Origin of the sequence: Rickettsia aeschlimannii (assembly GCF_047973405.1) — a bacterium.
GTDB classification, from domain to species: domain Bacteria; phylum Pseudomonadota; class Alphaproteobacteria; order Rickettsiales; family Rickettsiaceae; genus Rickettsia; species Rickettsia rickettsii.
Map to the genome: position 1 here is coordinate 230,423 of NZ_JBFQGO010000001.1, position 16,046 is coordinate 246,468.

Here is a 16,046-nt window from a genome sequence, read left to right on the forward strand (position 1 = left end):
CACCCTCTATTTCGGTGTTTCAGGTTTAGGTGGTTCTTCATTTGTCTTCTTGCCCCATTCTTTTGGCGTATTTTTCCTATTTTTCTCAGCCTGATCTAATGTCTTATTGCGTTGTTTTAATCGTGCTTCTGCTCTGCCGGTAATACCTTGTCTTGTTTTATCATCCATTCCTATTGGACTTAATGCTTTTTGTCCTGCATCATGAGACATTTTACCACCAATTTCAGTAGCAGAAGGCCCAACAGCACTAGTTAATTTTACTACCATACGTCCTGAAAATTCGACATAACCATACATACCGTAAGCAATAATAACTAGAGCTACGATATTTTGCATATTTACTCCCATCATACCCGACATATAATCCATTCCCCAAGGGGCAAACCAATTAATACAGAAGATAGGTACATTCAGCAATGCAATAGGTAAAATAGTACCGATAAACGGAATTTTTATCGGTAAAGCACATTTCCAACACACGCTATAACCTAAAACAAAATCTAGATAAATGGTAAATAGCTGTGTTAGCACTATAATACCTGCCATCATAACTACCGGTTCTATCATATAGCGGATCGTAAACCTCACCCAATTATCAAATAAATACCTAGTAAAATCAAATAATAAGAAACTAATAAATAAAGGCGCTATACCGATTAATATACAAGTTGCCATAAATGCCATAATATAAACGGCAACAGCTCTAAATGCCGTAATAATTACTATACCAACCGCAATAAAAGTAATTATAAAATATATAATACCGCTAAGCCCAAGAGAAAGAAGTGCAAGTAATTGAGCAATAAAGGTTTGACTAAAAAATATTTTACTCATTACTGCATCTAAAAACATGAAAGGATTAGAAATAGTATTAGTAGAAGTAAACAAACTATATCCACTCATATTAGCAATAATTGAGTCTGAAAAATTGGTAATTGCATCAAAAAGATAGTTATTGAAAAATTCAAAGGTATTACCGTTCATAAGTCCGCTAACTACCCCGATTTTTGCTATTCTAATTACTAGCTCTTTTTGGTTTATCTTAGCAAAACCAAGCAAAAACATTGCTCCGTAAGTCATCACATACAGAATTAAAATTGCTTTAATATAGGTAAAAAAGTTAGTACAGGACGAGCTATCATTAGCTTTATAACATACCATATTTTTAAAAATAGAAGTAGCAGCCCCTTGCACTTTAGTTTTAAATAACTGAAGTAACGGATTCATTACTTTAATAGTAAAACTTCCTACTTTCAAGGATGTTGAGAAATGTACTTTATAGCTACCTTCACTATCTTTATAGTCCCTTAAATTATTACCAGGATCATTTAGAATTTTCATCCATATATAACCCGCCTCATTTGCGTTAAAGCTATATTTACCTTCACTATCAACGCTAATTCCTTGAGGTGAATAGGTTTTACCGCTAGTATTCGGGTTTTCCGAAGGCTTTACTATTATGTATTGCACTCGTCCTCGATCAGCAAAAGTATCGTTAAAGCTATTACCGTTTTCTCTATAGCATTTAGTCTGTTTAATATTTAAAACGTATCCTCCCGTATTCTTACTACTATCTTGTGAGGTAGGAGACCACAGCCTATATTGTAAATAACTTTTTGCAATATTACTGTTAAAAGGTATATTATATATAACTTTATATAAATATTTACCGTCTTTATCTTTATAGTCAGACGGTTGATCTGTATCTGCAACAAATTTAGCAAATTCTAGCTTAGAAGGCAGAGCTTGACTTACAGAACCCACATCATTCATTTGATATATTAATCCAGTTGGTCCTTTGCCTCCTTTACCGTCCGCCGTATACCAAAATCTCCGATTCTTTTGAAAATCTCCATCGCTACATATTCCCGAAGTACAATTTACACCTCCAATATAATCTTTATCTTTTGGATTACGATCGCTAACACTATCAGGACATTGACCATTTGGAGGAATATTAGCATTATTAGAACATTGAAGGGCTGAATAGTCGGTAAATAATTTACCTGTGTCGTCAGACCACGAAAATGTAAAACTCTCATCATCTAGGTAGTTTTCTGGTGCTGGTCTAGTTATATTAACCCAAGCCATACATTTCTCTTTACATTCTGGTTTCTTATCACAATTAGGATTACAGCCTAATGCTCCCCAGTCGCAACCTACTTGCTCAAACCAGTTAGGGCACCTCCATGTAACTTTACAATTCCAATACTTCTCTTTTAACTCGCAAGCATTGACATACTCACCTGAATAAACAGAATATTTTCCACAAATTGGATTATAAGTAGTTTTATTCTCTGAACAATCTTTCGTAACTTCAGCACCTTTAAAAATATCCTTAACTGTCGCATCCGTATTGGCAAAATTAGGAGATACGGAAACTAAAACTCTATCATTAGCGTATAATTCGGCAATATTACGCCATTCATTATTTTTTGCATCCATTATTAGAGAGACAGGTGGATTATTTGCATCGTTAATACGAGGAATCGAGATCATTTGACCGTTATCGTCTAAATTAGATCCAGCCCCTGTACGTTGTAAATTATCTTTCGGTATATAAGCTAAACACAAACTAATCTGACCTACCACTTGTAAATTCACCGGTTGGCCGTTTTCTACTAGCACCTGAGTATTTAGCCATTCACCGTAACGAGTAGGATCAGGAATAAGCCGAGTCGTGCCGTCGGGCAACATCTTAGAAGTGTTTACATAATTAGCATTAGCATTAAGGGTTATAGTACCGGTTATTGAATCCGCCCCTCCTTTACCGTCCAACGCATATCTCATGTAGCAGCCGTCACCAACTTTTACTGCTCCTATCATACCAAGTGCTGCAAAAATAAAGCAAACTAACGTTGCTACTATAGCAAGTACTCCTAAAACTTTTAATAAGTTACCCTGCATATTCTATCATTTACCTCCACCAGAATCGCTTGCTAAATCAGCTAATCCTTTGCCTGTACCGCTTTCTGAATCCCCGCATTGCTGCTCTCCCTCTTTACGCTTACCTCTAACATCCGGCTTATCTCCTACCGGCCGCTTACCTTGCAAAGCCATAGCAACATCCTTAAGGAAAGCTGCTCTTTTCTTTACTAAATCAACGATTTTAGTTGGACTTGCCGTTACTGCATCCATATTAGGACCATTAGTTAAATCAGAAGCAAATCGCCCTATAGATTTAGAGAAGTAATAAAAAATAACCGAAAATACTAATACGCATAAAAGTTCTGCTAAAATAGATACAACATCTCTAACAATTGATTTTATTGGAAAAAGTATCAATAAATGCTCTTCCCAACCTTCACCTGCATAATATTCTAACATTTTATATCCAAAACTTTCCTGACATTTATCTGCCCCGCCGACAGGAAGCCTTAACTCAAAAGTACTAAATCTAATATCCCCTTTTTCATAATCATATCTAAGGAATTCACAATTTTTAAATATTGCGGAATCATACATAGTTATTAATAAAGCTATAAAACCTGCTACTACTGCCGGCTGCAATGCACATGAAATACATACTTTTAGCCACCCGTCAAAATAAGCTTTTGTACGAGTAAATAGAGCCATAGGAATGAATATAGGAGAAATATATGTCATAACGTAAATAGTAATCATGCAAACTAAATAATGCGTAATAAAATATAAAAGTATAGATAAAAATATTACAGAAAATACTAAACCTGCTGCAAGTATAATAACGTTTCCAGCCATAAAGAATCCAAACATAACGGTAAAAAATCTAAGTGCTCCTGCTTTACTTAAATCCTTCGGTCTGTCATTTTTGCCGTCAGGATCAAAATTAGGTATAGGTGTATTATTACCACGGGGACCATTGCCGATCACATTCCCTAACACTCCATTCTTATCTATATTATAAAGTAAATCCAAGCCAAGATAATAACCTATACGGCAATCAATCGCGTCCCATAAACCGTAAAATTTGTAACCGTCCTTATACTTTGAATTATCAAATTGACATAATCCTCTAGAACCTGCTGCATTAAAGATCATCTGTGCAAAGTCCGGTGCTGCTCCTGTCAAAAGAGGTAATCCATATTTTAACATACCGTTTTCTTTTGTCGGCTGACCGCCGCTAAAATCTAAAGGTCCAAGACCGATAGAAAAATAAGCAACAAATAAGAATTTTATTACAAAAAGAGCTATTTTTTCAGTACTTGCATATTCTGTATTTAGAGCCATATTAAAGGCAAAAAACATAGTATAAAGAATTAATGCCGCACCTATAATTCTCTTTAAATAACCTTGAAACGTAGAAAAAGCAGCAAGATTAGTTATTCTAGAATTTTGATCTTGAGCACTACAACTCTTTCCAGCAAAAAATATTTTATTAAGCGTTTCGCTCAAACACTGAACTGCAAGACCGGAAAAATTAATTAACGATTGACTATAATTTGCTCCCGTATAGCAACTTTTTCCTATATTACAATTCTCATCCTCAGGAGGAGGTGGAGTCGGTGTAGCACTCAAAGATTTACATGCTACCGGCATCGGTCCCCTTGACGTAGGCATAACTAAACATAGATCATTATCCCATTTTTTAACCGTTAAAACGATATTCTTTAATACAGGATTTGCTCCAAGATCAGGATTATTATCGGTACTTAAATCACTAATCTTTTTAGAGTCACCTTCATTTAAAGTATACATGGTGCAAGGACTACTACTACCTTCTACATTTTTAAAACAAAACGTTATACTAGACGCAACTGAGTTACAATTACCTCTCGGATCTTTCATATCAATATTACGAATTATATAGCCATATGCCGTGTCCGTTTCTAAATACCCATCTGAAGTAGTCGGTAAACTAGAACATGATTCTCCAAAGCCGGCAAAACTAGCTAAGCTTACAGACACTATACAAACTATAATAAATATCTTTAAGGTTTTAAGAGTTTTCATTAGAACTATTATCTTTTTTTTCTGTTACTACGCCGCTTTTTACTAACTCATCCCATGCCTTTTCAGCATTTGCACGTCGTTCTGATATTTCTCCTCCTTCTTGTTCTCTTATTCTTCCTCCTCCGCTTGCTACTAGTTCATTCCATGCTTTTTCTACTTTTACACGTTTATCTCGAATCTCTGCATTTTCCCGTATCTGTTTTACGCCTGTCGGATTATCATGTTCCTTTAAGTTAAAACTATAATCAATTATTCCTGACCCCTTACTTGTACTGTCAACTTCTTCTTGTGGTGACGTAGTAGTATTATCTTCTTTTCTGTCGTTTTCTATATTTTTATTTTCTTCTACCTTTGCTTTTTCTAACTTATTAAGTTCATCAGCTAATTTATCAAATTTATGAGTGACACTATTATCCCTTTCTCTTATCTCAGTTACTACACCGCTATCGACTAATTCATTCCATTTCTTTTCTGCATTCGCACGTCGCTCCGATGTTTCTTCGCCTTGCTGGTCTCTTATTCTTCCTCCCCCGCTTGCTACTAATTCGTTCCACGCTTTCTCTACTTCTGCACGTTTATCACGCATCTCTGCATTTTCCCGTATTTGCTTTACTCCTATCGGATTATCATGTTTCTGTAAGTTAAAACTATAATCAATTACTCCTGTACCTTTACTTGTGCTTTCAACTTTTTCTTGTGGAGCTGCATTATCAACTTTTTCCTGTGAAGGCGGAGTATTATCAATCTCTTTTTTACTTTCTTGATTATTATCTCTTATGATTTTTCCAATACTTTCAGCTTCAATATTACTTTGTGGTACAGGTGTAGAAATAGAAGTTCTAATACTAGCAGGCGGTGGTGAAACAGCTTCTGTAGGAGCAGGAGGAGTAACAACATCTGATCTTGCTTCATTACTTACAGTTTTTGGGCTAGAAATTGCTACAGAAGACGAAGCTATCGGCGTTGTTACCGCAGGTGCAGACGTACCTCCGCTTGCAGCAATATTATCATTTGGTAGTCCGCCTTTCCCTACCTCTAAGTCACTTGCTCCTCCACCTTGACCAGCTTTTAAATCACCAACTCCTCCCCTACTGGCTATCTGATCGCCACCCTTAGTTGCAGCCCCCGTAGTAGCAAGTACTGCCATAGCTGCCTTAAACATTGCTTGCGGTTTTATAGCAACATTATTAAGAGCTACTCCTTCCGTCATATCTGCAGCAAATTCAGCTAGCTGACTACTAAAATTATACATCAAATACAATGTAAAACATGCCGTAACTAACGCAAGCAATATATTTTTAATTTTCTCAAAAAGCACTTTTGGAGACATGAAAAACATTCCAGGCCCCAAAACTACTCCCGATAAAAACTGGAATTTAGCAAGAAATTTATCGGTAGGGGTATTACCCGGTTTACTATCGACAATTTCACTTACACTATCTTTTGCAAAGTTAAATGCCGTGGTAATAGGGTTATTTAACATATAACCTAAACTATTTTGACAGCTTTCTACGGCATCTTTATCAGGATATTGTGACGTATCATCCCAATCATTATTAATGTAAAATATTAAAACATCCCTCTTAGAAGTAATGCCACCTTGAATTTTGTCTTCTATACTATTGTGAATTAACTTGCTCTTATATTGACATTTACCGTAGAAACCATAATCATATACCGAAAACATCGTGATCATAAAAGTAACTACCACCATAGGTTGTAGCAAGAACGAGATCATTAGTTTAACCCAGCTATCAAAATAATTTCTTGTATATGCGAATAAAAACATAGGTACAAAAAGAGGAGCCAAAATACCGAGTATTACTATAGATATCATACACATAATCGTTGCATTAACCATAAAGGCAGCAACCGAAATCACAAGTAACGGATAAGAAAGAGCGAGTGACACCAACATCATATTACCGGAAATTATCGCCGGAATTAGCAAATAAATATATGGTGGAGCACTAAAACTAAAGAAATCAAAATTTAAAAAATCATGACTGCGATAAGCATTTTCGACAAGTAACGTAGATAATATATCAAGCCCTAAATAATGAGCTACCCTACAATCTAACGCATCCCATAATGCAATATAAGAAACGGTACCATCATAAGAAAGATTGTTAAATTTACATAAACCGGACGGAGCAGCATTCATAACCCAACTTGCTAAACCGTTTATACCGTCAAGTAAGAAAGGGAACGCCCACTGAATCATGCCGTCTAACCGGTCATACGGAGAACCATTACCAGGGGTTATATTAATTCCTATTGAAAAATAAGTTACGAATATTATTTTCAATATAAAATTTATATACTCACTTTTTGTCGGTACTTCACCTGCAAGTAATAGTTTAAAACCAAAAAACATAACATATAAAGTTAGAAAAGCCGTAACTATTTTATACATTCCTACTTGAAACTGAAAGAATGCACTATCTTGCCTTGAAGCCAAATTAACCACTTGGCTTACATTATCAAAACTACAAACATCTTTACTAATTAGTAATCTAGCAATCATTTGCCTCATACATTCTATAAGAGGAGAAGTCATGACTACTGCAGTTTTTGAAGCATTATAAGCTTTTTGATAACATCCATCACCCGCTGCACTACAGGAAACTAAAGCTAAAGGATCGGTAGGAGTTTCATTTGGATCCTCAATAAAATCTTTATCTGCTACATCCATAAAGCTATTATACATAGATTTTGGAAACGGCTCTTTCATATATTTACAGCCGACGGGAACGTCTCCTGTAAATCCTTTTGTCGATACGCATATTCTATCTTTATCTTGAATAACTTTCCAATATATTACAGGAAAGCCTACATCAAACGCAAAACCGTCATCACCGGGCTTACCACTATATGGAACATGATATTCCTTTTTTTTATTTGCCCACGCTTTCTTTATATCATCCCAAGGGTCACTCCCTGTTAAGACGGCTTTAGCAATAGCAAGTGCCGATTCTGCAACAGATTTTGCCCGAGATACAATTAATTTAGCATTATTACATAAAGCAAAGCGTAATTCTGGATTTTTAGGATCAATTCTGTTTTCACGAGTACATTGACCTCCAGGGAAATTCCCAAAATTACTATCGTTAAATAAATCACTGTCGTTTATTTTAAGCTTTAAAAACGTATTCATGTATAAAACGGGAGAGACAAGATTCATTACCGCAAAAGTAAAGAACGGAGCAACAATACATGTATGAGAAAATTCAGTACGCAGTAAATCGCCTACGCCTTGGGTTTCGCAAGTTAAGCCACTCAAAATATCTACAATGCTATCAAGAGTATCTTTAGCATGAGTTTTAGTAACTAGCCCTAAATTTAGGGCAAAGCTTAATACTAATGTTATAAGTATACTACGAGGGAATAATTTCATAACTAGTTACTTGCCTCGCATTGTAAAAATGTCATCCCGTAGCTTGTCCACGGGATCTCAGAATACAGTCTGTGAGACAAGATCCCGCGGTCAAGCCGTGGGATAACAGGCAGGAATCTATAATGTTTTAACTGCTTCATAAAATATAGGTAACCATTTATCCGGATCATTGCCGTGTTTCTCTCTAATTTGATCGAGCAATACTACAGTCTCAACTCTACCGGATAAAACACTGATTATGTTATCCATACCATCTAAGCTAACTTTTGCGACTACGGCATCTATTCCTTGTTTTATTAAAAAATAACGTGTAGTAGGGTCGGTAGTTTTAATTAAAATATATTCTCGCTGACTTAACATAAATGCACTACGATAAATATCCGTAGCTTTCAAATTAGGTAAAAAAATCTGCGTAGCCGTTTGTTGAATCAACGTATCACTAATTCTACTTTTTGCGGCATCTTCAACACTCTGCGTAGCAAATATAACAAAAGTATTTAATTTTCTCAACACTTTTAACCAATCTTTGATCTTAGGTGCAAATACCGGATTATCGATTAAAGCCCATGCTTCATCAAGTACTATCATAGTTTTCTGCCCATCTAAAGAGATATTAATACGATGGAAAATATATAGTAATACCGGTGCAAGGCTTACAGGATCTTTAAGTAATTCAGTCATATCAAAACCGAATACTCTTGCTTTTTGTAAATCAATATCATCTATTTCATTGTCAAATATCTTAGCATGTGAACCTTTACCGACCCACATTGCAATCCTACTTGCCAAACTATTTGGTGTATCAATACCAAGAAATGCTATAACATTACTAAGCCTTCTGTCTTTTTTTTCTAATCTAAAATTACCCCTTACCGCTTGAGATAAGATTTTATTATCTTGTGCAGTTAAACTTTCACCGTTAGAAGTTACAAGCACGCGAAACCACTCTAAAATAAATGTTCTATTCTCACTAGTATCTTCAAGCTGTAAAGGGTTAAAGTTGCATTTTAAACCCGGATCAATTACTGTATAAACTCCGTTTAAAGCACGTATAAATATTTCTGCTCCTCGATCTTTATCAAAAAAGAACATACGAGGTTTGAATTTTTGTGCTTCAGCACATAAGAAATTCATAAGAACTGTTTTACCGGCACCGGTTGGACCGATAATGAGAGTATGTCCAACATCCCTTACATGGAAATTAAAATAAAACGGTGTACCTGAAGTAGTATCAAGTACTGTGACGTATTCTCCCCAATGGTTATCTCTAATTTTACCGAGCGGATAATTATGTTGTGAGGCAAAGCTAGCCATATTAAGAGTATTTATAGTGGATTTACGCACTATATAATCCATATTTCCCGGCAACTGTCCCCAATAGCTAGGTTCCATGTTAACTTTTTCTCTAACCGGCTGAATTCCTGAATTAGAAAGCTCAACTGCTGCCATTGACAATATATCTTCCAAAGCTTTAATATTATTTGCGGAACATAAAAGCGATAAATGATGCTCACCGAAAGCGATATCACCGCTAGTGGCCATATCAAGGGCTGTATTAATTTCAGCAATTTGTGAAGTAGCTTTATCACCGGATTGTATCATTCTATTTTGCTGTAATTGCATTCTACCGATCGCTACTGTTCTATTAACAAAGACAAAGCTTTGCGTCATAACAAATTCAAAAGGCATTTGCAGAAATCCATCAAAAATTCCTGCCGAAGTATTAGGACCATATTCAAGTATACTGATCATTCCGGCATATTTCTTGCCAAGCGGACTCCTTGCTTCAATAGTACGAGAATCAAAAAATAAGCGATGAGTCGGTAAATATTCGTCAATAGTACCACGCGGTAATGCTATAGGACCCGGTGAATCGCCGCAATTGATTAAAGATGAAAGGAATTCTAAAATTTCACAATAACTACCTGACTGCGTTTGACGGACTCCAAGTAATCTTGCTCCGTAACTTCTTAATGTATTAACCACTCTAGTTGACATTTCTTGAAGATTTTCTTTCATCTCTTTCATATCGTTTTCCCAAGCGGTTTTATTGGATTTCTGTCTAAGCTTCTTTAGAAAATACTCAACTATAGCAATACCGCCAGTATCAGGCTTATATAAAATACTAACATATAATTCGTTAAAAAACGACCTAGCCCCAGCATGTTTCTTACGCCATTCTGCACCTAAATAAGTAATAAAATCATTAGGGACTTTTACGGTAGGATCATAAGTAAATTCCGTATCGTCAAATATTACTGCTTTACGTCTTCTAATAGTATGGAAATACATAATGATATTTCCCGAAGCCATATTTTTAAGTAAGGCATTTCTGATATTCTTTTTAATGTCTAGATCTTCATCATCAGCAGTTTCAAAAGAAAATCCATTTATTTTAATAACTTGTAATAAAGAATTATCTTTTGTTAAAATAGTATTACTATCCCAATGACATTTATAAGGAATAAAATGCGAAGTGGGTCTTTCTTGTTTAGACCTTAATTCTTTAGCTGCTCTAGTTCTAAATAACTTCATTACCTCACCTGATTTAACTATTTTGATTTATTTTGTCAGTTATACCTCTTTTTATGTCATTCCCGCGTAGGCGGGAATCCAGATTTCTTGTTGTCATCCCGTGGCTACGGACCACGGGATCTTGTATCACAGACTGTGTGTCCTAAGATACCGCGATCAAGGTGCGGTATGACATTAAATGTCACTGGATTCCCGCCTACGCGGGAATGACATAAAACTCAAATATTATACGAATTTGCTCCATAGTAAAATTTATTAGGACATTGGTTAGTTCTCGACATTTTATTTAAATATAGCTCTATGAATCTCGGTTCTTTAAAACATATAATATAAGCTACAAAATGCAAAACAGCTGCAATGAATAAAATCATAATGCCGTTATTCCAAATAAATACCATCATTGTCATTATCATATTTAATGCAGCAAACTTAATACTTACTCCAAATATCATAGGCGGTCTAGTTAACCCTACAAATAAAAGATCGGATGCTAATGCTCCTACCATAAAAAACCTCTATTAATTTATATTAATATCAAACATAGTTGACAATATTGAATTCGGTGCTTCACTATTCACAAAATGTACGTAACCGTTATTATTTTCAAAGACATTAACTGCTATCTCAATTAATGCTTCTTCGATGAAATTATTACTATTATCTAACATTGATTTCAACAAGTTAATATCTCGTATTTTTATATTATACGGAAACGTCTCGGATACCTGTAATATCTCATATGGCAATATTAAATGTTCTACACTTAATGCAGAAGCAATTGTTGCTACCGTTAAGTTAACATTTAATAAATGCGTTTTCTCCTGATCGTCGCTCGCAAACGGTGCTATCACGGATATAATATTACTATCTGCAAAATTTAATAAAATTTCTGGATTAATCATAATAGGCTCGCTTAAAAAACCAATATTTATAACATCATGATTTACAATTTTTCGGTGAGATAGTTTTGATTTTTTTGCTTGCAGTAAATTAGCATCCTTACCTGAAATACCAACTGCATAACAACCTATACTACTTAACTTTGTTACTATAAGCTTGTTAACGTAACTGGATAAAATTTCCATAATAATAGGATTATTTAGAGAACTATAGTCGCTTATTTTACTAATTTTTTGACTAAAATTTTCATCTATTTGTGATATTAAAGACGAACTTCGTAAATCAATATGATCATGTACTATATATATTTTAGCACCGCACATCTCAAGCAATCTAACAGATTCAATAAAAGCCGTAAATAATTTATCGTCAATAATAATAGTAGTAGGTAATTTTAGAACTATTGCTTGATTCTTCAACTCACTACTACACTTTATTATATTCTTAATTATAGCAATATTATTTAATGAAGAAATACTATCTACCTCTTTATTTTTGAGGTTTGATGCATTTTGCCAAACTAGCTTTAAGTTCTCTTGCACCTTCTTTACTCCTACTACTTACATACACAACATTACATGAGTAGTTTAAAGTTGCAAGAAAATTCTGTGCTTCATCGTTAAGGTTTTTATGATCCGTAACTTTATCAGATTTTGTAAAAATAATTTGAAATTCTCTTTTATTTGCAAGTAATAGATCAGCTACTTTCTTATCATTTTCTTTTATACCCCTTCTTGAATCAATCAATAAGTTAACTAACCTTAAATTATAACTATTTCGTAAATAATAACTAATTAATACTCCCCACTGCTCTTTGACTGATATATGAACATTAGCAAAACCATAACCGGGAAGGTCAACTATAATAAATTTATCTGCAAGGTTAAAGAAATTGATTTGCCTAGTACGCCCTGGAGTATTAGAAACTTTAGCAAGATTTTTATTATTACATATCGTGTTTATTAGGCTTGATTTGCCGACATTTGACTTACCGACAAAAGCAATTTCCGGTAATGAAAAATTGGGGATTTGATTTATATTCATAGCACCGGCTACAAATTTAGCTTGATGACGAAAAAGCTTACTGCCATCAGTTGACTTTGTAGGCACTATTTTCTGAGTAGTCATAATTTGCTTTCGTAACCATGCAACAACACTGAGTTAGGAATGGCATCAGTACACTTCAATAACGCTATAAGTGAGCTAGCATGACATTAAAAATATGGTAGCGGGGGCTGGATTTGAACCAACGACCTTCAGGTTATGAGCCTGACGAGCTACCGAACTGCTCCACCCCGCAATAATTGAGAATTGACGATTTATCTGTGTTATATTTTGACTTAGTCCAATACTACGTGAATATTGTTAGTGTCATTCTTGCGTAGATACTAGATACCGAGTAGTCGTAGACTACACGGCAATCCAGAAAAAATAATAAAAAAATTCTATAAATCAGAATTGTTTACTGGATTGCTTCGTCAATTGCTATGCAAGTCCCTCGCAATGACGACAAAACCGGTCCACGCAACAATGCCTGCTCGCAATGACGACTTGTTATCCACAAACAAAGCCTAGCTAGCTTCTTTCTTACTACCGAAAAAAAGACCTGAGAATCTTTTATTGAAATCACTAACACTTTTGTTCGATTGATTTACTACATTTCCGGAATCTTTATTCCATGCCGGATGCTTTCTAAAATCAACATCCATTAAAATTTCACCTGTAGGATGAGTAGACATTGTTTCAAAAACATTGCTTCCTACTTTAATCAAAAACTTTTTATATTCTGGATGTATACCGCTTTTCATAATGATTTTGCCGTTTTAGTCTGAATTATTTTTTTCTTAATAGCTCTAGCGTTACTTGATAAAACATTATCATCGGCTTTTAGAATATATGCATCAAAGCCCCCGGCTTTTTCCACTGAACTAATACATCTAGCATTAACCGATAATCTATATTCCCCAGCTGTTATATCACTTGTAAACTTAACCGATCTTAGATTAGGTTCAAAACGTCTTCTAGTTTTACGCTGAGAATGTGATACATTGTTGCCGTATAAAACACCAACACCTGTGAGTTCGCACTTACGAGACATAAGCTAAATACCTTAAAACTTATAAAATATACTTCAAGTAAATGAAGAGTCATATACGAAGATCAACTTAAAAAGAGCTAAGAAGTTCACAAGCCGAGGAACGCGTATACTTAATACGTGAGCACCGCAGATCTTGTAGAACGACATAGCCAATTTTTGAAGTTCATTGAGTATATACAATAGATAAAAAATATAAAGCAATACTCCCCTAGTGTCAAGAGATAATTATTTTGTAGCTAAGTATTAGCTAATGCTTGATTTTTATTAAATAACAGAGTTTTATATAAAAATATAAATTAATTAAACTACTATGCTTATTAATGGGAAGCCAGTTCAAGGTAATATCACCGGACTAATTAAAAAATTAGGAGAGTTGCCTTCAAGTTTTTCCTGAATATATTAGTAATCTTACTCCAAAACCATTAAGTACAAAGGAGCAAATTGATCATAATCAAGCAGCTTTTTTGTATAATGAAGAATTAAAATTATATAACAAAACAAAGGCCATCATCTTGTTTCTCTTAAACAACTACAACAAGCTGAACAAATTGCTATAGGTCAAACTGACAGTAATTTTCTTCCCTATATTAATACTATTATAATAGGACGTAGCTATCAACAGCTGGGAATGTTTGATAATGCTATTCAAAAATTTCAAGATAGCATAGAGAATTCTTTTGAAGCAAAGCAATATTATAATGCAGAAAATTCATACAAAGAATTTAGTCACTGCACATCAACAACAAGGAACACTAGATAAATTTATTAAAAAGCAAGAAGCAATTTTAATAAAAAGCCAAGCTAATAATGAGCAAGCTAAAGAATTAATGGCAAGATTAGCTTTAGGAGCTGCTTATAAAACTCAAAACCGTAAAGAAAATCTTAATGCAGTATGCATATGCTTACTCGTTACAGCAAGGTATAGTTGATTATGAAGCTGTTCGTGTGGAACAGCATAAAGTTGGTTTTTCTGATAAAGAAAAGATAGGCACTGATAACATTCAACAATGCATTGCTGTAATTTTACATGATCCATTAACTAAAAAAACTGCATTAGCACATGTTGACAGATTTACTGATGCTAGTTCTTTAACACATGATGTAATAATAAGCAACTTTCCTCCTAATATTAAATTAGAAGCCTATTTAGTAAGATGGCGTGATAGATCTGCAGTATCAATTGCGGTATCAGATGGGGTAATATTCGTAAAGTAACACAAGAATTAAATAACCACTCTAACGTAAATATAAAATCTGCAGATATAGAAGACAAGGGAGCTCCATCAAGAATTATATTTGATCCAATAACAAGTAACTGTTCCGGGTAGAGAGGATAAAACAACCGCTGTTAGACAAGTACATTTAAGTATAGGAAGTAATACTCCTGCACTTTATAAAGCTTTTGATCTAATTAAAAATAAAAACATACCTAATCGCTCTTTAAATGAAATCCAACAAAAACATATTATTCAGCAATATTTATTAGGATCTAATCAAAATCCCAATTCTATGGACACATAGCAATCTAATCAAATATCAAGACCACTTACTAAAGTAGCAGAGGAAATTCAAAAAACTAATCCAAAATTAGTAAAAAATATAGTAACTAAAAATATTAGTAATCGAGTTCACGAATTGAATCTAAATGGTCAAGAACAAACAAAAATTGTAAATAATTTAATAGCTAAAACTGATTATTTATTATCTAACAATTTAAATCTGTTGGAAAGTGCACGTTCAAAAATTAATAAAACATTAGCACTCACTCATTCTACCTAACAACAAGATAGTAATATTAAAAAATCCTGGATACAAAAAAGTGTACAAAAAATAAAAGATTTGTTCATAAATATTTTTAGTAGTAATAAAACAAAAAATGAACCAAAATTAAACTTAACAAGTGATAAGATATTAAAAAAATATAAGTACTAAGACAAAAATAGCTGCACCTAGCTATACTCTTCCCAATAAAAATATTGCTTTACACCAAAATAATCAACAAAGTAAATAAACTATGTAAATTGAAATTAACTCACAAGAATATAAAATTTTTGATATAAATGATGATTTAGTAATTTATACTAAAGATTTAAATGAAGAGATTGCCTGTAGTTTCTTTTCCGTAACACGAGTTTCGTATTAATAAAGGCGTTGTATAGCTGATAATCACTAGGTTACGAGTGT

Annotated in this window: 9 protein-coding genes, 1 tRNA gene and 1 pseudogene; 1 reads left to right on the plus strand and 10 read right to left on the minus strand. The window is 34.0% G+C overall.

The window, feature by feature from the left end:
- Positions 1 to 6 precede the first annotated feature (6 nt).
- The 10 genes from AB4K15_RS01250 to rpmB all read right to left on the minus strand — a co-directional run bounded on the left by AB4K15_RS01250 (position 7) and on the right by rpmB (position 13,862).
- On the minus strand, positions 7 to 2,907 hold the full coding sequence (locus AB4K15_RS01250; RefSeq protein ID WP_500225218.1) for a TrbL/VirB6 family protein: 2,901 nt from the start codon (positions 2,905 to 2,907) through the stop codon (positions 7 to 9).
- Between the two features lie 6 nt (positions 2,908 to 2,913).
- A complete protein-coding gene (locus AB4K15_RS01255) occupies positions 2,914 to 4,932 on the minus strand; it encodes a TrbL/VirB6 family protein (protein WP_032073828.1) in 2,019 nt (672 codons plus the stop codon).
- The gene (locus AB4K15_RS01260) at positions 4,919 to 8,329 is read right to left on the minus strand and encodes a type IV secretion system protein (protein WP_032073827.1); all 3,411 of its coding nucleotides are present in this window, start codon (positions 8,327 to 8,329) and stop codon (positions 4,919 to 4,921) included. The genes AB4K15_RS01255 and AB4K15_RS01260 overlap by 14 nt, the downstream gene beginning before the upstream one ends.
- A gap of 117 nt (positions 8,330 to 8,446) precedes the next feature.
- A complete protein-coding gene (locus AB4K15_RS01265) occupies positions 8,447 to 10,864 on the minus strand; it encodes a VirB4 family type IV secretion/conjugal transfer ATPase (protein ID WP_032073826.1) in 2,418 nt (805 codons plus the stop codon).
- Between the two features lie 218 nt (positions 10,865 to 11,082).
- A complete protein-coding gene (locus tag AB4K15_RS01270; protein WP_032073825.1) occupies positions 11,083 to 11,370 on the minus strand; it encodes a type IV secretion system protein VirB3 in 288 nt (95 codons plus the stop codon).
- A gap of 12 nt (positions 11,371 to 11,382) precedes the next feature.
- Positions 11,383 to 12,306, minus strand: a complete 924-nt coding sequence (locus tag AB4K15_RS01275; protein ID WP_500225650.1) for an amino acid kinase family protein — start codon at positions 12,304 to 12,306, stop codon at positions 11,383 to 11,385.
- Positions 12,254 to 12,892 carry a ribosome biogenesis GTP-binding protein YihA/YsxC gene (yihA, locus tag AB4K15_RS01280; protein ID WP_032073823.1) on the minus strand — a complete coding sequence of 213 codons (639 nt, stop codon included), beginning with the start codon at positions 12,890 to 12,892 and terminating at the stop codon, positions 12,254 to 12,256. Before yihA ends, AB4K15_RS01275 begins: the two co-directional genes overlap by 53 nt.
- A gap of 95 nt (positions 12,893 to 12,987) precedes the next feature.
- Positions 12,988 to 13,064: transfer RNA gene (locus AB4K15_RS01285), tRNA-Met, on the minus strand.
- A 271-nt stretch (positions 13,065 to 13,335) separates the two neighbouring features.
- On the minus strand, positions 13,336 to 13,572 hold the full coding sequence (rpmE, locus tag AB4K15_RS01290; protein WP_032073822.1) for a 50S ribosomal protein L31: 237 nt from the start codon (positions 13,570 to 13,572) through the stop codon (positions 13,336 to 13,338).
- Complete coding sequence (gene rpmB, locus AB4K15_RS01295; RefSeq protein ID WP_004996729.1) at positions 13,569 to 13,862, minus strand: 50S ribosomal protein L28; 294 nt, start codon at positions 13,860 to 13,862, stop codon at positions 13,569 to 13,571. The genes rpmE and rpmB overlap by 4 nt, the downstream gene beginning before the upstream one ends.
- An 827-nt stretch (positions 13,863 to 14,689) precedes the next feature.
- Here rpmB and AB4K15_RS01300 point away from each other — a divergent pair.
- Positions 14,690 to 15,190: pseudogene (locus AB4K15_RS01300) on the plus strand (hypothetical protein).
- Positions 15,191 to 16,046: the final 856 nt, after the last annotated feature.